The organism is Acidocella sp., from assembly GCF_027352905.1.
Lineage (GTDB): Bacteria > Pseudomonadota > Alphaproteobacteria > Acetobacterales > Acetobacteraceae > Acidocella.
Genome location: NZ_DAIEIF010000043.1, coordinates 72,704 through 96,514 on the forward strand (window position 1 = coordinate 72,704; position 23,811 = coordinate 96,514).

At 64.7% G+C, this 23,811-nt stretch carries 18 protein-coding genes; 5 read left to right on the plus strand and 13 right to left on the minus strand.

All coding sequences use genetic code 11. The features are described 5' to 3' along the window. Positions 1-87: 87 nt before the first annotated feature. Together M7H45_RS07970 and M7H45_RS07975 are read left to right on the plus strand one after the other, a co-directional pair. Complete coding sequence (locus tag M7H45_RS07970) at positions 88-1,497, plus strand: MBOAT family protein (RefSeq protein ID WP_298215865.1); 1,410 nt, start codon at positions 88-90, stop codon at positions 1,495-1,497. Next, a complete protein-coding gene (locus tag M7H45_RS07975) occupies positions 1,497-2,522 on the plus strand; it encodes a hypothetical protein (RefSeq protein ID WP_298215867.1) in 1,026 nt (341 codons plus the stop codon). Before M7H45_RS07970 ends, M7H45_RS07975 begins: the two co-directional genes overlap by 1 nt. On the opposite strand, the gene M7H45_RS07980 is transcribed toward M7H45_RS07975, so the two are convergent. Together M7H45_RS07980 and M7H45_RS07985 are read right to left on the minus strand one after the other, a co-directional pair. Beyond that, complete coding sequence (locus M7H45_RS07980) at positions 2,494-4,890, minus strand: glucan 1,4-alpha-glucosidase (protein ID WP_298215868.1); 2,397 nt, start codon at positions 4,888-4,890, stop codon at positions 2,494-2,496. The genes M7H45_RS07975 and M7H45_RS07980 overlap by 29 nt on opposite strands. A gap of 57 nt (positions 4,891-4,947) precedes the next feature. Next, positions 4,948-6,084 (minus strand): C4-dicarboxylate ABC transporter, encoded by a 1,137-nt coding sequence (locus M7H45_RS07985; RefSeq protein WP_298215869.1) that lies wholly within the window; start codon positions 6,082-6,084, stop codon positions 4,948-4,950. A 99-nt stretch (positions 6,085-6,183) separates the two neighbouring features. Here M7H45_RS07985 and M7H45_RS07990 point away from each other — a divergent pair, with 99 nt between their 5' ends. After that, positions 6,184-7,083, plus strand: coding sequence for a LysR family transcriptional regulator (locus tag M7H45_RS07990; RefSeq protein WP_298215871.1), 900 nt, complete (start codon positions 6,184-6,186; stop codon positions 7,081-7,083). Here the strand turns inward: M7H45_RS07990 and M7H45_RS07995 are convergent. The 3 genes from M7H45_RS07995 to ccmA all read right to left on the minus strand — a co-directional run bounded on the left by M7H45_RS07995 (position 7,070) and on the right by ccmA (position 8,736). Beyond that, entirely contained in the window at positions 7,070-7,402 is a 333-nt protein-coding gene (locus tag M7H45_RS07995; protein ID WP_298215872.1) for a rhodanese-like domain-containing protein, read from the minus strand. The two genes, M7H45_RS07990 and M7H45_RS07995, sit on opposite strands and share 14 nt — an antisense overlap. 90 nt (positions 7,403-7,492) lie before the next feature. Continuing rightward, positions 7,493-8,134, minus strand: coding sequence for a heme exporter protein CcmB (gene ccmB / locus M7H45_RS08000; RefSeq protein WP_298215873.1), 642 nt, complete (start codon positions 8,132-8,134; stop codon positions 7,493-7,495). Beyond that, positions 8,131-8,736 carry a heme ABC exporter ATP-binding protein CcmA gene (gene ccmA / locus M7H45_RS08005; protein WP_366145524.1) on the minus strand — a complete coding sequence of 202 codons (606 nt, stop codon included), beginning with the start codon at positions 8,734-8,736 and terminating at the stop codon, positions 8,131-8,133. The genes ccmB and ccmA overlap by 4 nt, the downstream gene beginning before the upstream one ends. Positions 8,737-8,855: 119 nt before the next feature. On the opposite strand from ccmA, the gene acnA reads away from it, so the two are divergent. Beyond that, positions 8,856-11,540, plus strand: coding sequence for an aconitate hydratase AcnA (gene acnA / locus M7H45_RS08010; protein WP_298215875.1), 2,685 nt, complete (start codon positions 8,856-8,858; stop codon positions 11,538-11,540). A gap of 168 nt (positions 11,541-11,708) precedes the next feature. Continuing rightward, entirely contained in the window at positions 11,709-12,461 is a 753-nt protein-coding gene (locus M7H45_RS08015) for a glycosyltransferase family 2 protein (protein WP_298215876.1), read from the plus strand. Here M7H45_RS08015 and M7H45_RS08020 read toward each other — a convergent pair. From M7H45_RS08020 to M7H45_RS08055, 8 genes are all read right to left on the minus strand, one after another. After that, the gene (locus M7H45_RS08020; protein ID WP_298215878.1) at positions 12,448-13,503 is read right to left on the minus strand and encodes a glycosyltransferase; all 1,056 of its coding nucleotides are present in this window, start codon (positions 13,501-13,503) and stop codon (positions 12,448-12,450) included. The two genes, M7H45_RS08015 and M7H45_RS08020, sit on opposite strands and share 14 nt — an antisense overlap. A gap of 132 nt (positions 13,504-13,635) precedes the next feature. Continuing rightward, on the minus strand, positions 13,636-14,523 hold the full coding sequence (gene rfbD, locus M7H45_RS08025; RefSeq protein ID WP_298215880.1) for a dTDP-4-dehydrorhamnose reductase: 888 nt from the start codon (positions 14,521-14,523) through the stop codon (positions 13,636-13,638). Continuing rightward, complete coding sequence (gene rfbC, locus M7H45_RS08030; RefSeq protein ID WP_298215882.1) at positions 14,520-15,080, minus strand: dTDP-4-dehydrorhamnose 3,5-epimerase; 561 nt, start codon at positions 15,078-15,080, stop codon at positions 14,520-14,522. The genes rfbD and rfbC overlap by 4 nt, the downstream gene beginning before the upstream one ends. After that, positions 15,080-15,961 (minus strand): glucose-1-phosphate thymidylyltransferase RfbA, encoded by an 882-nt coding sequence (rfbA, locus tag M7H45_RS08035; protein ID WP_298215884.1) that lies wholly within the window; start codon positions 15,959-15,961, stop codon positions 15,080-15,082. Before rfbA ends, rfbC begins: the two co-directional genes overlap by 1 nt. Next, positions 15,958-17,010 carry a dTDP-glucose 4,6-dehydratase gene (rfbB, locus tag M7H45_RS08040; protein ID WP_298215886.1) on the minus strand — a complete coding sequence of 351 codons (1,053 nt, stop codon included), beginning with the start codon at positions 17,008-17,010 and terminating at the stop codon, positions 15,958-15,960. The genes rfbA and rfbB overlap by 4 nt, the downstream gene beginning before the upstream one ends. Before the next feature lie 38 nt (positions 17,011-17,048). Continuing rightward, entirely contained in the window at positions 17,049-20,819 is a 3,771-nt protein-coding gene (locus M7H45_RS08045; protein WP_298215887.1) for a glycoside hydrolase family 99-like domain-containing protein, read from the minus strand. Positions 20,820-20,843: 24 nt separating this feature from the next. After that, positions 20,844-22,679 (minus strand): translational GTPase TypA, encoded by a 1,836-nt coding sequence (gene typA / locus M7H45_RS08050; RefSeq protein ID WP_298215889.1) that lies wholly within the window; start codon positions 22,677-22,679, stop codon positions 20,844-20,846. A 170-nt stretch (positions 22,680-22,849) separates the two neighbouring features. Continuing rightward, positions 22,850-23,803, minus strand: coding sequence for a hypothetical protein (locus M7H45_RS08055; RefSeq protein WP_298215890.1), 954 nt, complete (start codon positions 23,801-23,803; stop codon positions 22,850-22,852). Between the last annotated feature and the right edge of the window lie 8 nt (positions 23,804-23,811).

Genomic DNA, 23,811 nt, shown 5'->3' on the forward strand with positions numbered 1-23,811 from the left:
GCTATAACACCGCCGGGCGAAAGGGCCAATTGCCAGACACCGGATGATTGGGTTAAGCAAACCATACAACCTAAACGGGCATACAGCATGCTCTTCAACAGCAGGGATTTTATTCTCGGCTTTCTGCCGGTGGCGCTGGCGGGGTTCTGGCTGTTCGGGCGGCGCCCCACCGCCGCGCTCGGCTGGCTGCTGGGGTGCAGCCTCTTTTTTTATGCATGGTGGAGGCCGCCGATGCTGGCCTTGCTCCTGGCTTCCATCGCCGTGAATTTCCTCATCTCCCGGCTAATGCGGCGGGCAGACCGGCGCGAACCCTGGCTCATCGCGGGGCTCGTTTTCAATCTCGGCTTGCTCGGTCTCTATAAATATGGCGGCATGCTGGGCCTCGCCTGGCTGGGCCTCGCGCTGCCGCTCGGCATTTCCTTCTTCACGTTTCAACAAATCATGTTCCTGGTAGATAGCTACAGGGACGAAATCCCCCCGCCCCCATTTCTCGATTACGCCTGCTTCGTCGCCTTTTTCCCCCATCTGATCTCGGGGCCAATCGTTCGCCCCGGCCATATTCTGCCTCAGCTCGCCCGCTTGGCGCCGCGCCGGGAAACCGCAGCGCGGCTGGCCGCCGGCTTGGAAATTTTCCTGCTGGGTCTTGCCAAAAAACTCGTCCTCGCCGACGGCTTGGCGCGCTTCGCCGATCCCGGCTTCGCCGCCGCCGGGCGGGGCGACGCGCTGACGCTGATCGAGGCCTGGGTGGCCCTTCTCGCCTATGCGTTGCAAATTTATTTCGACTTCTCCGGCTATTCGGATATGGCGATCGGCCTCGCCCGCATGTTCGGGATTGAATTTCCCGTCAATTTCCGCTCGCCTTACCAGGCCCGTGACATCAGCGATTTCTGGCGCCGCTGGAACATCACGCTCAGCGGGTTTCTCAAGGAGTATCTTTATATCCCTCTCGGCGGCAACCGCCATGGCGAGGTCAAGCGTATCCGCAATCTCATGATCACCATGCTGCTGGGCGGATTATGGCATGGCGCGGCATGGCGCTTTCTGCTCTGGGGCGGGCTGCACGGGGCTTATCTCACGGCGCATGGGTGGAGCAAAACCCGGCTGCGCCTGCCCCGCCCCATCGCCTGGGGGTTGACCCTCCTGGCGGTGCTGCTCGCCTGGGTGCCGTTCCGGGCTCAGAATTTCAATGCGGCATGGACGATGTATAAAGGGCTATTCGGGCTGAATGGATTGGCTGTGCCCGCCATGCTGGCCCGCTTCATCCCCTTCGGCCACGTAGTGCCGGTTCTGCCTCATCTGGGCGATGCCCGGGGCATGAGTCTGCCGCAAGCGGTGCTGCTGCTCGCTTGCGGATGGTTCGTCGCCCTCGCCCTGCCCGATCTCGCCGCGATGAATCCCCGGCGCCGGGCAGCCGCCCTGGTGGCGAGCTTCGCCTTCACCATGCAGGCGCTGTTCTTTGCCCCCGCGGCCCTTCCCTTTCTTTATTTCCAATTTTAATGCGCCGCCTCGCCGCCTGCGCCGCGCTTTCCTTGAGCCTCTATTTCCTGCTGTTCGGCCTGGTGCTGGATCGCCCCCTCTCTTTGGAACCGCTGCGGCTGGAGCTGCTCTGGAAAGCGGGCCGGCTCGCCGCCTTGCCCTCGCCCAAACTTGTCATCATCGCTGGCTCCAACGGACCATATTCCCATAGCTGCGCCGTGATCGGCCCGATGCTCGGCCTAGCTTGTGAAAATGCCGGCATCGCGGTGGGCATCGGTCTGGATGAGATCTTCACCCGCTACGCGCCCGCGCTGCGCCCCGGCGATATCGTCTATATGCCGATGGAGCTTGAGCAATATGCCATGACCCGCGCCGAATATAATGCGCTGGTCGATGGCGCGCTCTTGCTCCGGCATGACAAGACGAATTTGGCGACGCTGCCGCCAGGGCGGGTGGCGGGCGCGCTCTTCTGCTGCACGCTGGGCGACGCGTTGGAGGCGCTGGTGGAAATGCCTTTGGCGGCGCTCCATTGGCAGAACCCGGCCGCCATGCTGGCGCGGCAATATAACGCGGAAGGCGACCGCGTTGACAACCTCGCCGCCGGGGCGGATGCAGCGCTGCTCTCCGGCCCGGCGCGCGCGGCACCCAGCGCGGCGGAGATTCAAAACGGCTACGGCGCCTGGTTGATCGCGCGCTTCGTGGCGCAAGAACGGGCGCGGGGGATTAGGATCATCGGCGGCTGGCCGGTGGATTTTACCGATGCGCGGGTTTCCGCCGCGGCACGGGCGGCGGTGTTACGGGTTTATGGAGGGGATTTTCTCAACCTGCCGGGACAAAGCCTTTACCCCCGCGCTGATTTCTTCAACAGCGAGGATCATCTGGCTCGGCCGTTCCAGATCAGGCATTCGATAACCATCGCGCTCGGGCTAGCGGGGATGCTCGGGCGGAAACCGGCGCCGCCGGATGAAACCATCAAAGCCCTGGCCTGGAATGGCAGCCCCTCTGAAGCATCGCCATTCAAGCCTGGCCACCAATCCTCACCGTAAAATCCTCGTTACGCCAAGTCCCGTTCATGTCATGCCAGGTAAACACGACGCTTCCGCCGGGCGGCATCGCCTCGGTCGGTAGCTTCACGGCGTATATGCCGAGGCCTGAATCGTAGGTTGGGGTTTCATGCACCGTCTTCCAGCCGTCATCGCTCCAATGCACAATGGCGGGTTCGCGCAATTCCACGCGCAGACTCTGTCCCGCCGGCAATTCGCTTCGCCGCCAGCTCTCACGCCAGTCCCGGCAAACTGGCTGCCGATTCTCGATGATATAACGTTGAACCGCTTGGGGCGGCAGGTCAAAAACCTCCTCATCCCGCAAAGACCTGAGCAGTTTTATATATTCCGCATGCGCCCAGACCAGCGGCATGGCCGAGCCGGTGGGCCGGCCGCGAAACAATTCTCTGGCGGGAATATCCTCCGCGTCCCATACCTGTTCGGGAAACAAACCGCCTTCACTGGTGCTTCCTTCCATTGTCTTGCATAAACGGGATGCCTCGCCAAAATTACGCGCGGCGATCTCGTAGTGAGCGCGTTCGCCGGTAAGCAGTGGCCAGGCTCTCCCGTGGCCCGTGCCATCAAACGGCCGCCCGTCATGATGCTCCCCATAACCGTCACCATTATACCGGTGCCAAACGGGCCCTTGCGGCAATTCGACGCGAGTCAGATGATCAATGACCTTGATCGTGTCTAAAATCCGGGGATCATCAGCGGGGCGCAACCCAAACCGCACCAACGCGAGAGCATCCGGGCCAACCAAATTTTCAGAAGCCATTTCAGCTTTGCCGGAAGGGCGGTTTCGTACGGCTACCCGGGCATGGACCGGCGAGTCTGATAAATCATGGCTTCCGCCTGGGGAGATGCGCAAATAATAGCCTCTCACCCCGCACTGCTTGGCCAGTTCCGTATCCGTCACATAAATCCAGCGTTCGACATCGGCGTTCCAGGCATCCGCCGTCTCGCGCAGAAAGCGGGCGGCCTCGACCCTGCCGGATCGTTCCGCGAAATCGGCCGAGATCAATAGCGCCACGATTTCCACCGCGATGGTGGCCGGCGTGTACCCTGCGTTTTCCTCCCAGCGATCCTGGTCGGTCGCGGGCCCGTTCCAGATGATGAAGCCGCAGGCGCGCTCCACCATCGGCCAGTATTCCTCCAGCTCCCTTTCCGGAATCGCCCCATTGCGGAAGGCGAGATCGAGCAGGAGAACGGGAAACGCCGTCTCATCCATTTGCGTGCCGTTCCAATAGGCCGAGCCGTCGAGCCAGCTATTCTGCTGCCAGTGGCCATCCGGCTCTTGAATGGTGCGCAGATAATCCAGGGTCCGCCGTGCATCGGCCAGCGCCCCGCAGGCGAGCATCCCGCCGGCGGTCTCTACTAAATCCCGTGGCCAAACCAGATGATAGCCGCCAAGGTCGTCGTCGCCTTTGCTATCGCCCCAGGGAATCGAGAGGCTCGCTATGACCCCTCCCGGAAAAAGCGGGCTTTCATGGCAGCGCAGCACGGTTGTACTGATTCTATAATGGTTATGGGGCGTGACCTGATGGGCCGGGTCGAGAGGCTGCAACATTTCCTGCCAGCCCTGCCAGCCCGCGACATAGCCGGCTGCGGCGCGCTCATAGCCGCCATTCAGGCTCGCCCGGGCCTGGAAAGCCGCTGTTTCGGGCGTTCTTCCAAACCCGATGGCCAGGATGAACGGAACAGCGGGATCGAGTTCAGCCACCAGGGCGACATTTCCGTCCGCTGCGCGGTCATAACTCTCGGTAAGATATCCAGCGCGGCGCAACATCTGCCAGCCATCCGAATAGCCTACAAAACCGACGCTGCGCGCGAGAAAGCCGGTGGAGCAGGCAAGCGCCAAGGCGCTCCGCTTTCCCGTGGCAAAAAGCATCGGGGCGCCTTTATAATCTCCCAGCCAGCCCGTGTTATGCGACCCGGCATTAACGAGGTGGGGGGCGAGCAGCCCGAACAGCCGTAGTCCCGTCACGCCTTGCGCTGGCGACAATGTAATCTTTTGCAGGACACAATCATAAGCAGGGTCCGCGACGATTTGTTTTTCAATGGTGAAGCGCCCGCGCTTACAGGTATTGGTAATCGTGAACAGGGGAACGCCATCGGCAAATCGGCGGGTGAGCGTGGTCGTGTCGCGTTTTTCCTCGGCAAAAAAACCGCCCGCGATGCCGTCCGTTACAATCAGGCCGCAATCGCGGGTACAGGCTTGGTCCACGCAAGGATAATAAATTTCGTTGAGAATGCCATGGCTATGGGTGAACCATACGTTACTCCGGGGAGAAAGCGCGGTTCCAATTCCGTCTTTGGCGCTCGTCGTCCAGCGTGGGTTTATCCCCGGATGGCCAGGGGCATCGGTCATAAGCGCCTCCGTTGGCGGTCTGCGGCAAGGCGAGGTTGACCGGGATAGGCGGGAAGATCAAGCACCCCGCCCGATGGCCGGGCCCATGCCGCGCGATGCTTCCTGCGAAACATACGGCGCCACGAAAAGCGAGCCGTGATACGCGCCGCGCAAAGTACGCGCCGCCACCATCGCCCACAGGATAAGAAACAGCCAGCTCAGCCCCTCGCCGGTCAGGGCAAAGACTCGTAAGTCCGTCTGCCCCGCCAGCGCGTTGGTGGCGAGAATGAACACGCCAAGCGGGAAGGTGAACCCCCACCAGCCCATGTTGAAGGGCAGACGATGAGGCCGGTAGGCCAGGGTCATCACCACGGCAAGCCCCAGCCACCAGAGGCCATAGGCCCATAATACCAGCGCGCCGATGATGCCGAGCCCCTGGGCCGCGCTGGAAGCCGCCGCCAGCGGCGTGGCGCTGAAGGCCAGAGGGGCGGCATGGCCAAGCAGCAGCAACCCCAGCGCCCCGGTGCCGAGCGGCCCCAGCGGCAGCCAGCACGAGACCGCGAGTTCCGGCGGCGGCAGAGAATGCAGCACCAGCCGCAGGAACAGGATGGTGAGGATGCCAAGCGCCAGCGGCACGGAGAGCGCCCACAACCCATACCCCGCCACGAGCAGAGGCGCCGCAAGGCCAGCGGGCAGATGCGGCGCCAGCAATCCGGCGCCCGCCGCCGCCACCTCGCATGGCACCACCGGCAGCAGCCAGACGGCGGTCATTTTCTCCAGGGCATGAGTCTGACGCAGGATCATGGCGGCGGGCACGCACAGCCCGGCGAGCACGGCGAGCCCGCTCTCCACCGCCCAGAGCCGCAACGCCAGGTCCGGATCATGAGCAAAGACCAACGCGCCATTCGCAATGGTGGCAAGGCCCATCGGGATGGCCCCCAGGAACATCGGCGCCACTGGATGGCTGAAGATTTGCGCCGGCTCCCGGGGGTAGAGCAGCCAGCGCGCGGCGTAAAGCAGGCTGAACAGGCCAAACAAGCCAATATTGACCTTCCAGACCAGCGGCGCGGTGGCGGTGAGCCAGGCCGGGCCGGGCATCTGGGCAAGGATGAGAGCCAGCACGCCGGTGCCCATGGTGACGGTGAACCAATTGGCGGTGAAATGCCGCAGGGCTTCACCGGGTCGAAGATGATAGCTGAGGGAACGGCGCAACATTCGGGTCCTTTCCTTTATCCCTGCTAAGCTAGGTCCCGTAATATCATTTGAAAAACTGATTATTCTTTTTAAACCAACAAATTTTAGTTATGAATCACCATGACATTCGAACAGTTACGCATTTTCGTGGCGGTGGCGGAGCGGCAGCATGTCACCCGGGCAGCCGCCGCCCTCCATCTCACCCAGGCGGCGGTGTCCGCCTCCATTGCCGGGCTGGAAGGGCAATACGGCGTGAAGCTTTTCGACCGGGTGGGGCGCGGCATATCTTTGACCGCCGCGGGGCGGATGTTTCTGGAGGAGGCGCGCGCCGTGCTGGCCCGGGCCGCGGCGGCGGAGGCGGCGCTGCGCGACCAGGCCGGGTTGAAGCAGGGACGGCTTTCCGTTCATGCCAGCCAGACCATCGCCAGCTATTATCTACCCCGGCTGATCGTCGAATTCCGCCGCCGCTATCCAGGCCTGGCCGTGGACCTCGCCATCGGCAACACGGCCCAGGTGGCGGGGGCGGTGGGCAGCGGCGCGGCGGAGCTGGGCTTCGTCGAGGGACCGTTGGACGCGCCCGCCTTCGCCAGCGAGGAGGTTGAGGGTGAGCGTATGCTTGTCGTGGTGGCACCCTCCCATCCCTGGGCGCGGGGCGGGGCGCTGACCAATGCCGATCTGCGCCAGGCGGATTGGGTGTTCCGCGAGCCAGGCTCCGGCACGCGCGAGGCGTTTCTCGCGGCGCTGGCCGCGCGCGGCCTGGACGTGGCGGCGCTGAAAGTGGCGTTTACCCTGCCCTCCAACGAGGCGGTGCGCGAGGCCGTGGCCGAGGGAGCGGGGGCGGGTTGTCTCTCGCCCCTGGTATGTGTCCGGGCGCTGGCGGCGGGCGCGCTCAAACGCGCCAATATTCTGTTACCACCGCGGCCCTTCCAGGCCGTATGGCACAAGGAACGTTATATGCCGCAGGCCGCGGCGGCGTTTTTGGAGCTGGCGCGCACCGCTCCGCGGGTCATCCCGAGCTGAGCGGCAGACCCGCGCCCACCCAGGCGTTGAGGCCGCCCTCCAGATGGCCGCGCACCGGCATCCCCGCCTCGGCGCACAGAGCGGCCGCGCGCAACGAGCGTATGCCGGCCGCGCAGACCAGGACGATGTCTCCGGCGGGCAAGGTCGCGGGATCGAAGCAGGAGAGCGGCAGGTTGACCGCGCCCGCGATACGCGCCGCCTCGAACTCCTTCGGCTCGCGCACATCGACAAGGATGACGCTATGCGCCGCCAGCGCGTCGTGCAGCGCGGCGGCGTCGAGGCGGAGAAAGGGGGAGGTGGAAGATTGGGACAAAGCCATAGCGGCGATCCTTGGATGGTGGGCCGGGGCGCCGGTTTAGGCGCGCGCCCACGCCCCGGCAAGCGCGGCCACCATTACAAAACACCAAGCTCACTCGGCGGCGGCGCGCAAAGCAAGGCCCGCCCCCAGCGGCGCCAGCGGCAGCGCTGCCAGTAGAATGGCCCCCAGCATATAGAGCGGCCCCGCTGGATGCGGCGCCAGCGTGGCGGTGCCAAAAATCAGGCTCGGGATCATCAGGGGCAAGGTGAGAAGCGGCATCAGCATCGCCCCGCGCCGCGCCCCCAGGGCGAGCGCCGCCGCCAGCGTGCCGATGAGTGAAAAGATGAGGGTGCCGGGCAGCAGGCCGGCGAGCAGCGGCGCGATCTGCCCGGCGGGCAAACGCAGCATCACCGCCAGCGGCACGGCGATGAGGAGGAGCGGCAGGCCGGTGGTCAGCCAATGCACAGCCGCCTTGGCGGCCGCGATGGCGGCGGCGGGCCAGCCGGAGAGGAGCAGCAGATCGAGCGTGCCATCCTCGAAATCCGGGCCGAAAAGCCGCTCCAGCGGCAGCAGCGCCGCCAGCAAGGCCGTCACCCACACCACGCCTGGAGCGATGCGAGCCAGCGCCGCCGCATCCGGCCCCACCGCGAAGGCGAAGAGCGTGGCCGCTATGACGAAAAACAGCAAAGCCGCCATGCTCTCCGCCCCCTGGCGCAGGCATAGCCGCAAATCCCGGGCGATGAGAGCGATCACAATTCCAGCGCCTCCGCCCCAGGCAGGGCGAGTGGGGTATGGGTGCTGGCGATGACCATGCCGCCGCGGGCCCTTTGCGCCGCGCACAGCGCCAGCAGCCGCGCCACGGATTCCGCGTCCAGCCCCGTCGCAGGCTCGTCCAGCAGCCAGAGCGGCCGCGCCGCCGCCGCCAGCCGCGCCAGGGCGAGCCGCCGCCTCTGCCCAGCCGAGAGAAATCTCGCCGGCAGAGGCGCGAATTTTTCCAGGCCCAGCGCGGCGAGGGCGGCGGGCGGCGCCTGCTCTGCCACCGTGAGGGCGGGCTTCACCCCGTCCTGATGACCGAGCCAGCCGATGCGCGCGGCATGGGCCTCCCGGTCCGCCAGCGCGGGCATGCCCGCCCAGAGCAGTTCACCCGCCGCAAGCGGCGTCAGCCCAGCCAGTGCCCGCAACAGGCTGGACTTACCCGCGCCATTCGCCCCACGCAGCAAGAGCGCTGAGCCCGGAGCCAGCGAGAAGCCGATACCGCTCAGTACCAGCCGGTCGCCACGGAAAACCGAGAGTTTTTGAGCGGTGAGCAGGGGCGGATTCCTCTGGCGGCGGAATGGACGGATAGGACAGGCTATGGTTTAAGCCCGGCAAGACCGGCATGGTCTAGTTGAACGCCGTCCGCGGTCAACCAGGCCGGATACCGGTCGTGAAGATAATTCACCAGCGGCAACAACAGCAGAGAAAGGTTCTGCCCATGACTGCGATCGGCCATGACAGCCTGGCAACCCGGAAAACCCTGACCGTCGACGGCAAGTCCTATGAGTATTTCTCGCTGCCGGCGGCGGCGGAAAAGCTGGGCGACATTTCCAAATTGCCCAAAACGCTGAAGGTGCTGCTGGAGAACGTGCTGCGCTTCGAGAATGGCGGCAGCTACACGGTGGATGACGCCAAGGCCATCGTCGCCTGGCAGGAGAAAGCCAGCTCCACCAAGGAAGTCCCCTTCAAGCCCGCCCGCATCCTGATGCAGGATTTCACCGGCGTGCCGGCGGTGGTCGACCTTGCCGCCATGCGCGATGGCATCATCCAGCTGGGCGCGGCGCCGGAGAAGGTCAACCCGCTGATCCCGGTGGATCTCGTCATCGACCACTCGGTGATGGTGGATTATTACGGCACCAAGGATGCGTTGCGGAAAAACATCGAGCTGGAATTCGAGCGCAATGCCGAGCGCTACCGCTTTCTACGCTGGGGGCAGAAAGCCTTTCATAATTTCCGCGTCGTGCCGCCCGGCACCGGCATCTGCCACCAGGTCAATCTCGAATATCTCGCCCAGGTCGCCTGGACCTCGGAAAATAACGGCAAGACCTTCGTCTATCCCGACACGCTCTATGGCACCGATTCCCACACGACCATGGTCAACGGTCTCGGCGTGCTGGGCTGGGGCGTGGGCGGCATCGAGGCCGAGGCCGCCATGCTCGGCCAGCCCATCGCCATGCTGATCCCCGATGTCGTCGGCTTCAAGCTGACCGGCAAGCTCTCCGAGGGCGTGACCGCCACCGATCTCGTGCTGACCGTGACCCAGATGCTGCGCGCCAAGAAGGTGGTGGGCAAGTTTGTCGAGTTCTACGGCCCCGGCATGGCCGAGATGGCGCTGGCCGACCGCGCCACCATCGGCAACATGGCCCCTGAATATGGCGCGACCTGCGGCTTTTTCCCCGTGGATAATGTAACCCTCGATTATCTGCGCCTCTCGGGGCGCGATGAGCACCGGATCAAGCTCATCGAGGCCTATGCCAAGGCCCAGGGACTCTGGCGCACCGATGAGGAGCCGCTTTTCTCCGATACGCTGGAGCTCGATCTTTCCACCGTGCAGCCCTCTCTCGCCGGGCCGAAACGCCCGCAGGACCGCGTCCTGCTGAAGGATGCCGCCGCCTCTTTCAAGGCCGAGCTGACCAAGGGACTGGGCGTGCCGCCCGAGGCGGTGAACATCAGGGCGAAGGTGGAAGGCAGCAATTATGAACTGACGCATGGCGATGTGGTCATCGCGGCCATCACCTCCTGCACCAATACCTCCAACCCCAACGTGCTGGTCGCGGCCGGGCTGGTGGCGCGCAAGGCCCGCGCCCTCGGCCTGCATCCGAAGCCCTGGGTGAAAACCTCGCTCGCCCCCGGCTCGCAGGTGGTGACCGAATATCTCGACAAATCCGGCCTCACCGGTGATCTCGACGCCATGGGATTCGAGACGGTCGGCTATGGCTGCACGACCTGTATCGGCAATTCCGGGCCGCTGGCCGAGCCGATCGCGGACGCCATCGAGACCAACAAGCTGGTGGCGGTTTCCGTGCTCTCCGGCAACCGCAACTTCGAGGGGCGGGTGCATCCCAATGTGCGGGCCAATTATCTCGCCTCGCCGCCGCTGGTGGTGGCCTATTCGCTGCTCGGCAATATGCGCGAGGATATCGCCACCGCGCAGATCGGCACCTCTCAGGATGGCAAGCCGGTCTATCTCAAGGATATCTGGCCGACGAACAAGGAGATTCACGACATCGTCAATTCCGTGGTGACGCGGGAGATGTTCGTGGAGCGCTATTCCGATGTGTTCAAGGGTCCCAGGCAGTGGCAGGAGATTCAGATTTCCGGCGGCACCGACACCTATTCCTGGCCGCCTTCCACCTATGTGAAAAACCCGCCTTATTTCGAGGGCATCACGCCGGAGCCGCGGCCGGTCACCGATATCAAGGGCGCCCGCATCCTGGCGTTGCTGGGCGATTCCATTACCACCGACCATATTTCCCCGGCCGGGACCATCAAGAAATCCTCCCCCGCCGGCATCTACCTTTCCGAGCACCAGGTGGCGGAGAAGGATTTCAACTCCTACGGCTCCCGCCGCGGCAATGACGAGGTGATGGTGCGCGGCACCTTCGCCAATATCCGCATCAAGAATGAGATGATGGGCGGGGTCGAGGGCGGTTACACCAAGCATTATCCGGGCGGCGAGGAGCTTTCCATCTACGACGCCGCGATGAAATACAAGAAGGAGGGCGTGCCGTTGGTGGTGGTGGCCGGGCAGGAATACGGTACCGGCTCCTCCCGCGACTGGGCGGCCAAGGGCACCATGCTCTTGGGGGTGAAGGCGGTGATCGCCGAGAGCTTCGAGCGCATCCACCGCTCCAACCTCGTGGGCATGGGCGTGCTGCCGCTCCTCTTCAAAAACGGCCAGACCCGTAAGACGCTGGGACTGACCGGCGAGGAGATGTTCGACATTCTCGGTCTCGAGAGGCTCTCCCCGCGCATGGACATCAAGGCGGTCATTACCCGGCCGGACGGCAAAAAGGAGGAGATCGAACTGCTCTGCCGTGTGGATACCGCCGATGAGGTGAACTACTACAAGCATGGCGGTATTTTGCATTATGTGCTGCGCAGCATGGCCAAGGCCGCTTGATGGCAATTAAAGGCTAGGGAGGATTTGCGCTCCCTCCCTCTCAAACGGCCCTCGATATGAGGGCCGTTTTTTTTGGCCCTGTTGTGCTAAGCTTTCATCAAACGGTCATTCGCTTTTGCCCCCAGGCTCTGGAACAGCCCTGGAAAGCAGTAGCCAGGAGTCGCGCAGATGCGGATCAGTTTCGTCGTTCCCGCCTATAACGAGCAGGCGCTGATCGCCCCCTCGCTCATCGCGATCCGCGACGAGATCGCGCGGGTTGGATTGAAACTGGGCGAGGAGGCGGAGATCATCGTCGTCAACAATGCCAGCACGGACGACACGCGCGCGGCGGCGTTGGCGGTGGCGGGCGTGCGGGTGGTGGACGAGCCCCGCAAGGGCCTCGTCCAGGCGCGCTGGACCGGTTTTGAGAGTGCAACCGGCGAGTTGATCGCCAATATCGACGCCGACACGGTGATTCCGCCCGGCTGGCTGGACGAGGTGCTGCGCCAATTCGCGCGCTCGGACGCGCTGGTGGGTCTCTCCGGGCCGTATGTGTATTACGGCGTGCCCCGCAAGGTGAACTGGGTGGCGGCGGCCTATTACCGGCTGGCCTGGCTTGCCTACGCCTTCAATCATTACATTCTCAATATCGGCGCCATGCTCCAGGGCGGAAATTTCGTCGTCAAACGCGCGGCGATGCTGAAACTCGGCAACCCGGATCTGCGGTTTTCTTTTTACGGAGAAGATACGGATATGGCCAACCGCCTCGCCAAAGTGGGGACAGTGAAGTTCACCTTCCGCCTGCCCGCGCGCTCCTCCGGCCGCAGGCTGGTGGGGGAGGGCGTGTTCACCATCGGGTTACGCTACACGATGAATTTTTTCTGGGCGACCTTCCGCAAAAAACCCTTCACCGAGGAATGGCAGGATATCAGGGAGGCGTGACGCCCGGCACGCTTGGCGCCTGGCGCCGGGCGGGCGCCGGCTTGGACGAGGCTGCGGCGGGCTGGGATGATGGAAGAAACCGCTGGTTGGTGAGGAACCAGCACCGGAAGAGGAGATTTTCCAGTGCGGTGCGGCGCTTAAAATGCGGGCAGCGCAGCGCGCGCAGCCGGGCCGCCAGGGTGCCGCCCAGCCCCTGGCGGATGAGCGCCAGATCCCGCCGCGTCTCAGGGCTGAGCCGGGCGGAGAGAGCATGCAGCGCATCGGCATGGCGACGCATCATCGTTATGTACACGGCCGGACCGCGCCGCAATGCCGCCAGCGCCCGGCCCAGCCCCGGCTGCGCCCGCCCGATGAGATTGCCTTTGTGCAACCGGTAGAGGAGTTGGGGCCGGTCATCGAACATCACTTGGCCGCCAAAGGCGGAGACGACGATATAACTCCACCAATCATGCACCGCGCCCTCCGGCTCCCTGGCGGTGGCGACCAGCGCCGCCGCCGCCGCGTTCATCACCACTGTGTTGCCATTGGCGATGTTCTGGGTAAGGCAGGCGGGAAAGCCTGGCGTGCCGGCATAGGACGCGGATAACACCGCGCCGCGTAGCTCCGCGTCCACCCGGTACTGGCGGGCGCAATAGAGCGCCGGCGCCTCCCCCGCCAGGGCGAGACGCGCCAGCGCGCAATGCAGCTTGTCCGGCAGCCAGACATCATCCTGATCCGCGAAGGCGATGATCTGGCCGGCGGCCGTTTCCCGCAATAAAGAGAGGAAGCTGGCCGCCGCGCCAAGATGATGGCCGGAGGAAGGGGATTCCACACAACGCTCCGGGCCGATCTGCGCCGCGAAATCCCGCATGATGCGCAAGGTGCCGTCGGACGAGCCGTCGTCACGCCAATGCAGCACCCAGTTGGTATGGGTCTGGCCGCGCAGGCTGTGCAATTGGGCGGGAAGGAACGCCTCGCCGTTGAACGTGGAAAGGAGAATGGCGACAGCGGCGCCGGAATTTTCCGCCAAATGAAACGCGGAGGGTGATGCCGGACCGCTCATCAAGCCGGGGCTCTCTCTTTGGTTGCCGGAGGCGCGAGGGTGATCACGCCTCATGTTACGAGGTGCGGGCTGAAGGTTGAGATATTATAAAAAACCAGCAAAGTCTGGCAACGGTTTTACGGTTTTGTAATCTCATCCCTCTTGGGCCAGCAGCGCCGTGACTATGCTGGGAAGCGTCTGCCGCCATTCCGGCAGGGTGACACCGAAGATTTCGGCCAGTTTACCGCAATCCAGGCGGGAATCCGGGGGGCGGCGGGTGGGTGTTGGCCAATCGGCGGTGGCGATGGGATGCACCGGTGGGGGCTGATAGCCGTGGCGCGCCGCCTCAGTGAAGATGGCGCTGGCGAAACCATGCCAGGTGGTCTCTCCCTGGCTGGTGGCGTGGAAAATGCCCCGATATTCGGGCCGCCAGCCGGTGGCGGCGAGCCGGGCGGCGATGGCGAGGATGGCATCGGCGAGATCCGCCGCCGCCGTGGGAGTGCCGCGCTGATCCGCGACCACCCGCAATTCCGGCGCCCGCCGCCCGGCGGCCAGCATGGTGCGGGCGAAATTCTTGCCATGGGCCGAATAGACCCAGGCGGTGCGCAAGATGATGGCGCGGGCGCTGGTAGCGAGAATCGCCTCCTCGCCGTCGCGCTTGGTGGCGCCATAAACCCCGGTGGGGCAGGTGGGGTCGGATTCCAGATAGGGCGCGCCCTTGGTCCCGTCGAATACGTAATCCGTGGAAACATGGATGAAGGGAGTGGAAGCCGCGGCGCAGAGCTGAGCCAAGGCGAGCGGGCCGGTATGGTTGCCCGCGCGCGCCGCCTCCTGGTCGGTCTCGGCCTTATCCACCGCCGTGTAGGCGGCGGCGTTGATGACGAGGCTGGGGGCGGCGGCGGCGAAGGCCGAGGTGATGGTCTCGGGTTTGCGAAAGTCGAATTGCGGCCGGGCGAGCGCGATGAAGGCGGCTCCTTGGCCCGCGAGCCGGCGGCTGAGGGCGTCGCCCAACTGGCCGGTGGCGCCGGTGACGAGAATCATGGGTAGGTGAACCAGGCTTCGCCGGGGTCGAAGAGCGGGGCGGCGGCATCCTTCTCTGAAAGCACCGCCTCACCCGGCGCCACCGGCCAGGGCAGGGCCAGGGTGGGGTCATCCCAGCGCACCGCCCGCTCACACTCGCGGGCATAATCGCCGGTGACTTTGTAAATGACCTCGGTATCAGGGAGGAGCGTGCAGAATCCGTGCAGGAACCCGCCGGGAATCCAGAGCTGCGCCCAGTTCTCGGCGGAAAGTTCCGCGGCCACCCACTGGCCGAATGTCGGAGACCCCTGGCGGATATCCACCGCCACATCCCAGATGGCGCCGCGAATGACGCGCACCAGCTTGCCCTGGATATGCGGCGCGATTTGGCAATGCAGGCCGCGAATCGTGCCCTTCTGGGCCGAGAGGCTGTGATTATCCTGAACGAAATGCTCGTCGAAGCCCAGCGGCCTGAGCTTGGCCGCGCTCCAGCTTTCCGAGAAGAAGCCGCGGCTATCCCCGTATTTCGGCGGGGTGATCAGCTTGACCTCGGGGATGGCGAGGGAGTCGAGCTTCATCAGTGGTGCACCCCATCGGCGATATTGCAAAGGATCCGCCCCAGCTCCGTCTTGGCGATGAGCCGGGCGCGGGCGCGCAGCTGATCGGCCTCGATGAAGCCCATGCGGAAGGCGACCTCCTCGGGGCAGCCGACCAGATTGCCCTGCCGGTCCTGGATGGTCTGCACGAAGGTGGCGGCCTGGAGCAGCGAATCCGGCGTGCCGGCATCGAGCCAGGCGGTGCCGCGCCCCAGCCGCTCCACCTTCAGCGTGCCCTCATGCAGATACATGTTGTTGAGGTCGGTGATCTCGAGTTCGCCTCGCGCCGAGGGCTTCACCCGCCGGGCGAATTCAGTCACCCGCGCATCGTAGAAATAGAGCCCGGTGACGGCCCAATGGGAGCGCGGGTTTTCAGGTTTCTCGACGATATCCAGCACCTTGCCATCGGCGTCGAAGGAGACGACACCGTAGCGTTCCGGGTCGCGCACCTGATAGGCGAAGACGGTGGCACCCTCAGGCCGCGCTCCGGCGGCGCGCAGCAGGGTGGAAAGATGATCGCCATGGATGAGATTGTCGCCGAGAGCAAGGGCGCAGGCCTCACCGTCGATCCATTCCTCGCCGATGAGGAAGGCCTGGGCGAGCCCGTCCGGGCTCGGCTGCTCGGCATAGGTGATGCGGATGCCCAGATGCGCGCCATCATGAAACAGGCGCTGAAATTGTGGCAGATCCTGTGGGGTCGAAATGATCAGCACCTCGCGGATGCCCGCCAGCATCAGCGTGCAGAGCGGGTAATAAATCATCGGCTTGTCAAAGACGGGGAGAAGCTGCTTGGAGGTGGCCTGGGTGATGGGATGCAGCCTTGTGCCGGAACCGCCGGCGAGGATGATGCCCTTGCGGATCACGCCGCCGCTCCCAGGCGCTGGCCCGCGTACCGGCGGGCGCGGATGGCCTCCCACCAGGGGCGATGGTCGAGATACCAGCCGATGGTTTCCGCCAGCCCGCGCTCGAAATCATGAGCCGCCTTCCAGGCCAGGGCGCCCTCGGCCCCGGAGGGGTCGATCTCATAGCGGTGGTCATGGCCCGGACGGTCCGCCACATAGGTGATGAGCCGCTCGCGCGCTCCCTCCGGGCTGGGCAGGCGCTGGTCGACCAGCGCGCAGATCGCCCGCACCACCTCGATATTGCGGCGGGGCTGGCGGGCGCCGATGCAATAGGTGGCGCCGGGCGCGCCCTCCGCCACCACTTTCAGCAGCGCCTCGGCATGGTCGTCCACGTACAGCCAATCGCGGGTGTTGCGCCCGTCGCCATAAACCGGCAACGGTTTTTCCTCGATGGCGTTGATCAGCATCAGCGGGATCAGCTTCTCCGGAAACTGCCATTTTCCGTAATTATTGGTGGTGTTGGAGACGATGACCGGCAGGCCGTAAGTGTGCATCCAGGCGCGGGCGAGATGGTCCGAGGCGGCCTTGGAGGCGGAATAGGGGCTGCGCGGGTCGTAGGGCGTATGCTGGTCGAAGGGTGGGTCATCATCCGCCAGCGCGCCGAACACCTCATCGGTGGAAATGTGATGGAAACGGAACCGCTCCTTTTTTTCGCCGGAGAGGGTGGCGAAATACTCCCGCGCCGCCTCCAGCATGATGAAGGTGCCGGTGACATTGGTATGAACGAAGGCGGCGGGACCGTCGATCGAGCGGTCGACATGGCTCTCGGCGGCGAGATGCATCACCGCGTCAGGCTGATGCTGGGAGAAGGCGGCGCGCATGGCGGGCAGATCGCAGATATCCGCCTTGATGAGCGTATGATGGGGGTGGTGCAGCGCCTCCTCCAAGGCGTCCTCCGAGGCGGCATAGGTCATCTTATCGAGATTGATGATCTCGTGCCCGTCGCGGATCGCCCGCCTGACCACGGCGGAGCCGATGAAACCGCAGCCGCCGGTAAGGAATATCCGCATACGTGCTCCGCTCGCCAGTTCGATCCGGGCTAGTAAAATCAGACCTTTCGGCGTCTGGCAACCGGAGCGGCGGGTTTATTTTTTGCGCGTGCGAACTGGGCCTTGAGTTCGGCGCGATAGGCCCGCTGGGCAGCCTGTGCCGCTTCGTCCAACCCCAGCGCGGTGGCGGCGATTGCGTGCAGCCGGGCGATTTCCGCCAAATGCGCCGCCGGGTCCAGCCGCGCCGTCACCCCCGCCTCATGCCGCCGATGGGTGTTGAGCGGCGCCGCCTCGTAAGCCACCCGGCCCTCCTGGCCAGTAAGCGCCGCCAGATAGAGCCGCCAATCCCCGGCGAGCTTCCACTCTTCCAGATCCGGCACCCCGGCGAGGGCTTTGAGCAGCGCCTCCCGCCGCCAGAGCACGGCGCTGACATTGGGGATGAGGTTGCGCACGGCCAGGAATTTTTCTGCGAAGGCGAAGGCTTCCCAACTGGCCGAGGCCGCGAGATCACGGATACCGGATTGAAAATAATAACTTTGGTAGCTGGGCATAAGCTCGCGCCCCGCCGCATCCACCGCGCGGCTGTCGGAAAAGGCGCAGAGCGCGTCTCCCGCCCGCTCCATCGCCTCGACCAGACGGGCCAGCAAGGTGGGATGGGCGGCGTCATCCGCCTCGCACAGCCAGATATAATCGCCCCGCGCCGCCATCGCCGCGCGCCGCCATTGGGCGAAGACCGAGCCGGAATTGCGCCGGTTGGCGAGGATTTTCACCTCCCGCTCCGCCCGCGCCGCCACGGCCTCCGCGGTGGCGAGGCTGTCATCGGTGGAGGCGTCGTCCAACAGGATGATTTCCTGAATGGGGTAGGTCTGGGCGAAGATGCTTTCCAGCCGCTCCGGCAGATGAGCCGCGTAATTGAAATTGAGCACGACGGCGCTGATCCGGCATAGACCCGGCGCGGCCAGGCGCAGCAACTCATCCACATAGACGGCGAAATCGAACCGGCGCTCGGCCACATGCATCAGGCGCGGACGCAGGGCTTTCAGCTGGTCATGGTCGAGCAGCGCTTCCAGCCCGGCCTGGTAATCATCGAGATCGCCAGGACGCGCGACATAGCCACCACCCACCGCACCCAGCAATTCCGGCACGCCGCCGCTTTCACCGAAGGCGGTGCAAGGCATGCCGCAGGCCAGCGCCTCCATTACCACCGTCGGCATCGGGTCCTCGCGCGAGGTGAGGGCCAGCACATCGGCGGCGGAAAAATACCCCCCCACCTGCTCGGTGAAGGGGATATGGGTGAAGCGGCCGGCGCGGGCGAGGGCCGCCATCTCCGGTTCGAGATAGGTTTTCAGCTTGGATTCGATATCCCCCGCCCAGAGGAAATGCACATCGGCGCGGCGCGCGCCCAGCCGGCGGGCGAGTTGAAGAAACAGGTCGAACCCCTTCCGGATATGGCCGAACCCGGCGCCCAGGATGAAAAAATCCGAATCCGCCAAGCCCAGCCCGGCGCGGATGCGGGCGCGGGCCAGCGGATCGAAGCCGATGCGCTGGTAATTGCCCTGGGGCAGCACGGTCTCGTTGCCGCCATCCAGCCCCACGGCGGCCCGGAATTTGTCCGCCGCATAGGCCGAGGAGAAGATCAGCCGTCGCGCCGCCGCGCCGCCCAGCCGCGCCTGGATTTCGAGATTATATTCCTTCAGCAATTGCGGCAGCTCATGGATCAGCAGCACGGATTCGATATTACGCGCCTCCGCCCATGGGACCACCCGCGCCGAGGCGGCGGAATTGACGATGGCGTGGCGGATGCCCATCATCCGGTACTGGTTGATATGATGGCCGATGAGGGTTTTGTCATAGGCGACGGTGACATCCGCCACCTCATAATAACGCCCAAGCAACGGCCCCACCCCCAGCAGGAGCAGGTGGATTTTGATACCCCATTGGCGCTTGAGCTGGCGGGCGATGTGGAGCAGCAAAAGCTGGGCGCCATGGGCCTGGGCGTCGTGCCCCACCAGCAATATCCCGGCGGTGAGGTCGCCCGCCTCACGCTCGCACACCGCCCGCGCCGTGGCGTTGAGAAAGGCCGCGCCGGCATGAACGTCCGGCTCAAGGAAGGCGCCCTCCGCCCATTCGTTCCAGGCGTTCACGCAGATGAGCTTCTGGCCATAGAAAGGATGGTCGGCGGTATAAGCGATGAGCCGCTCCAGCCATGCCTGGTACTTGGCCGGGGTGACGTTGTGCAAGGCGAGTCCCCTGCCCTCGCGGCGGGGATCATTGTCCCAGCCCGGCACGATGGTCTTGATCAACGGATAGTCCGGCACCGGCAGGGCGAGTGACGTCTCCGCCAGGGTCTGATAATCATGCACCGTTGCCGAGAAATCCGGGTCGAGCAGGTCGAGCGTGTCGTTGATGCGGGACGTGGCCTGGCTCAGCTTATGGGGGGGAAATTCGACCGCGCCATCCAGGCCGTAAGGCGTGGGATCGTAATCATCGCCCATGCTCTGGGCCATGACCAAGAGCGGCCGCTCGCCATGGTTACGCTCGAACAAAATTCGCCATTTGCGGATGCGCGCCAGCGCGTCCGGGATCAGCCCGGCGCGGTAGATCATCAAAAGCGGCCGGGTCTCGATACGGATATAGCGCGGATCGGCGAAGAGCCGGGCGAAGCTCGCCAGCAGCGCCTCGTCGTCCTCCTCCCGGTATTCCTGGGCGATGAGCACCTCCCGCTCCATCCCGTCCCAGCGGCGGGTCCAGTTCTCATTGGCCCACATCGCGCAGAAGGAGATATCCAAAGAGGAATCCGCCAGGAATTGCTCCAGCGGCTTTTCCAGCAGCCGGTGGCGGTTGAACCAATAATAATAGAAGACGAAGCCTGAGAGGCCCGCCGCCTTGGCCATCTCCACCTGGCGGCGCAAAGTGGTGGGATCGTCCAGCGAATAATGGCCGAGATCGCGCGGGATGCGCGGCTGCACATGGCCGACGAAACGCGGCATGGCGCGGCTGAGATTGGTCCAGTCAGTGAAGCCCTTGCCCCACCAGGCGTCGTTTTCGGCGACGCGGTGGAATTGCGGCAGATAAAACGCGAGTAGGCGGGCGCGACGGGCGGAATGGGCAGGCGCCGGGCTGAATTCCTCGAAAAACGGCGCCGGGCGGGTGGAACGGCGCACCGCGGCGGGGATCAGCCCCTCCTGCTCCGGACGGCGGGGGAGAAAAACCCCGCTCTCGATGTTAGCGAGGTAGTGCAGCAATGGATTCTGGCCGCGTAGATATTTGCCGTACCGGCCGAGATAGAACTTGATGTCAAATTCCGGCGAGGGATCGCGCTCTTCCGCCACGCCGAAGGCCAGGAAATGCTCGAACGGATCGGCGCCGCCCTCGGCCACGTCACGGTTCTGGTCGAGATACCAGGCAGCGTCGAACAGCGGTACCGGGCTGACCTGGCCCGAGGTACGGCGGGGCAGAAAATGATGAAGCACGGAGGCTCCGGGAGGAAGGCCATAGGTTTCCCGGTACCAGGCGGCGAAGAAATAAGGGCCTGGGTCGCGGCCCTCCGCCTCGCCGGCCGTGATGTAATGCAAAAGCGGATTGCCGCCATTTTCCGCCACATCCGGGTAACGGGTAAGATACCATTGCGGGTCGAAATAGGGGTTGGGGCGCGCACCCTGCCGCCAGCCCAAAGCGCAGAAATGGGCGACAGGGTCCCCCCCCGCCGCCTCCGGATATTGGGAGAGATACCATTCCGGCAAAAACAGACCGCTTTGCCGGATAATCTCGATTTCGGTCTCTAACCCGGGAATATCCAAACGCCACCCTTCCTCGGGGAGGGGTATCATGAAGGCCCGGCCGGGACCAGCCCGTCAGGCCGCGTCGTCGGCGCGGCGCTCGGCCTTTTTGCGCTCATGCGGGTCAAGATAGCGTTTGCGTAGCCGAACGGCGGAAGGCGTCACCTCCACCAGCTCGTCATCCTCGATATAGGCGATGGCCTGCTCCAGCGACATCCGGCGCGGCGGCGTGAGCAACAGCGCCTCGTCCTTGCCGGCAGCGCGGATATTGGTGAGCTTCTTCTCTTTGACCGGATTCACGTCGAGATCGTTTTCCCGGCTGTGCTCGCCCAGGATCATGCCGACATAAACCTTATCGCCAGGATTGACGAAGAGGGTGCCGCGCTCCTGCAGGTAGAACAAGGCGTATTGCACCGCCTCCCCATCCTCGGAGGAAATAAGCGCGCCGTTGCGCCGGCCCTCGATGCGGCCTTTCCAGGGGCCGTACCCGGCGAAGAGGCGGTTCATAACCCCTGTGCCGCGCGTATCGGTCAAAAACTCGCCATGATAGCCAATGAGACCGCGCGAGGGGATGCGGAAGGTGAGCCGCTGCTTATCTCCGCCGGAGGGGCGGATATCGACGAGTTCGCCCTTGCGGCGGCTCATCTTGTCCACGACCGCTCCGGCATAAGGCTCATCGACGTCAATGAGCACCTCTTCGTAAGGCTCCTCCCTCTCTCCCGTCTCCTCGTTGATACGAGTGAGAACGCGGGGGCGACCGATCGTCAGCTCGAATCCCTCCCGGCGCATCGTCTCGATCAGCACGCCGAGCTGCAATTCGCCGCGCCCGGAGACCTCGAAAGCATCGGTCTCGGTGGAGGCGGTGACCTGAATGGCGACATTGCCCTCCGTCTCGGCGAAAAGCCGGTCGCGGATCTGGCGTGAGGTGACCTTTTTGCCCTCGCGGCCGCCGAGCGGACCGTCATTGATGCGGAAGGTCATCGAGAGAGTGGGCGGATCGATCGGCGCGGCGGCAAGGGGCGCCGCCACCTCCGGCGCGCATATGGTGTAGGGAATGGTCGCCTCCGAGAGCCCGGCGACGGCGACAATGTCGCCTGCCTGAACTTCCTCCACCGGCACGCGCTCCAGGCCGCGGAAGGAGAGCAGCTTGGTCAGCCGGCCCGTCTCCACCGTCTTGCCGTCCAGGCTCAAAACCTTGACCGGCATGTTGATCGTGGCGCGGCCCTGCTCCACCCGACCGGTGAGTACGCGGCCCAAGAATGTGTCGGATTCAAGGATGGAGGCGACCATGGCGAAAGGCGCCTCGCTATCCAGCGCCGGCGCGGGAACATGGGAGAGGATGAGGTCGAAAAGCGGAGCGAGGCTCTCGCGCGGCTCGTCGAGGTCGGCTACCGCCCAGCCCTGGCGGCCGGAGGCGAACAGTGTGGGAAAGTCAAGCTGCTCCTCATTGGCGCCGAGGGCGGCGAAAAGATCGAAAATCTCGTTATGCACGTCGTCCGGGCGGGCGTCGCCCCGATCGATCTTGTTGACGACGACCATCGGCTTCAAGCCGCGCGCCAGCGCCTTGCCCAGCACGAATTTGGTCTGGGGCAGCACGCCCTCGGCAGCGTCCACCAGCAGCACCGCGCCATCCACCATCGAGAGAATGCGCTCCACCTCGCCGCCGAAATCGGCGTGGCCGGGCGTGTCCACGATGTTGATCCGCACATCCTTCCATACCACCGAGGCGACCTTGGCGAGAATGGTGATGCCGCGCTCCTTTTCCAGATCATTGCGGTCGAGCGCACGCTCGGCCACGGCCTGATGCGCGGCGAGCGCGCCAGATTGTTTGAGCAGCTGGTCGGTAAGCGTGGTTTTGCCATGGTCGACATGGGCGATGATGGCGATATTGCGGATCTTCGGCGCGGACATCGGAACTACCTATCGGAAAGAGCAAACCGGCCAAACCGGCACGCCATGGGCGCGCCGGACTGGCCGGATGCTCGAAAGCTGAATTGGCCCCTCCATAGCTATATTGCGCCGCGAAAGCGAGGACAAAACGCTGATGGAGAAGCATGGGCGCCTTGCGGCGCCCGTGCCGCTCAGGTGGCGGGAGGAACAGCGGCCCCGGAAGACCCGTTGGGATAACGCATGGAACCGGGATGAGAGGCGGAACCGCCCTGATTCGTATTCATCCCGCCGTTCATTCCGCTGCTCATCCCATTGCTGTCGCCGCCGGCGCTCGCTTGCTGCAAAGCGGACTCGGTGGCTTGGAGCGCGTTCGCGCTATCATGGGCGCGGAGGGCGGCGCGGGCCTGCTGGATGGAGGTAACCGCAGGAGAGTTATCCACTGGCGATGGGTTGGACTGGTCCACCGCCCGGGTTAACAAGCGCGTTTCAGCCCGGGAGAGGGCTTCCTCAGCCTGGCTGTAATTATGCGCGGAGATCGCGCTTTTGGCGATATCGAGATAAGCGGTGGCGCTCGCATTCTCAGGCAGGGCATGGCTACCGCCCATACGATGCCAGGGATGAGCGTTGGAGGATTGGGGCCCCGCGGCGCCTGAACCCATTCCGGATGAGCCGGTCCCCATCCCGCTGGCCGCGCCGCCCGAACCGGTGGCGCCACCGCTGCCCATACCTGACCCGCCATTCATCCCCGAGCCGGCGCCATTCATCCCCGAGCCGGCGCCGTTCATACCCGAGCCGGTGCTGCCGTTCATGCCCGAGCCGGTGCTGCCGTTCATGCCTGAGCCGGTGCTGCCATTCATACCCGAGCCGGTGCTGCCGCTCATCCCTGAACTCGTGCCGCCGCTCATCCCCGTGCCCGTGCTGCCAGCTTGGCCGGAGCCGTTATCCATGCCCGTCCCGCCGCTCATTCCAGACCCAGCGGTGCCTTGAGAAGAAGGCGCGGTAGCGCCAGGCGCGCCGCCCGGCGGGGTCTCGCTCGGCGCGGCCACTGAGCCGTCCGGCGAGGGCGAGGTGGTGCTGGTCTGGGCGCAGGCGAGGCCCGTTGTCATGAACAAAGCGGCGGCCGAAGCCATCCAAATGGAACGCATGAGGGTTT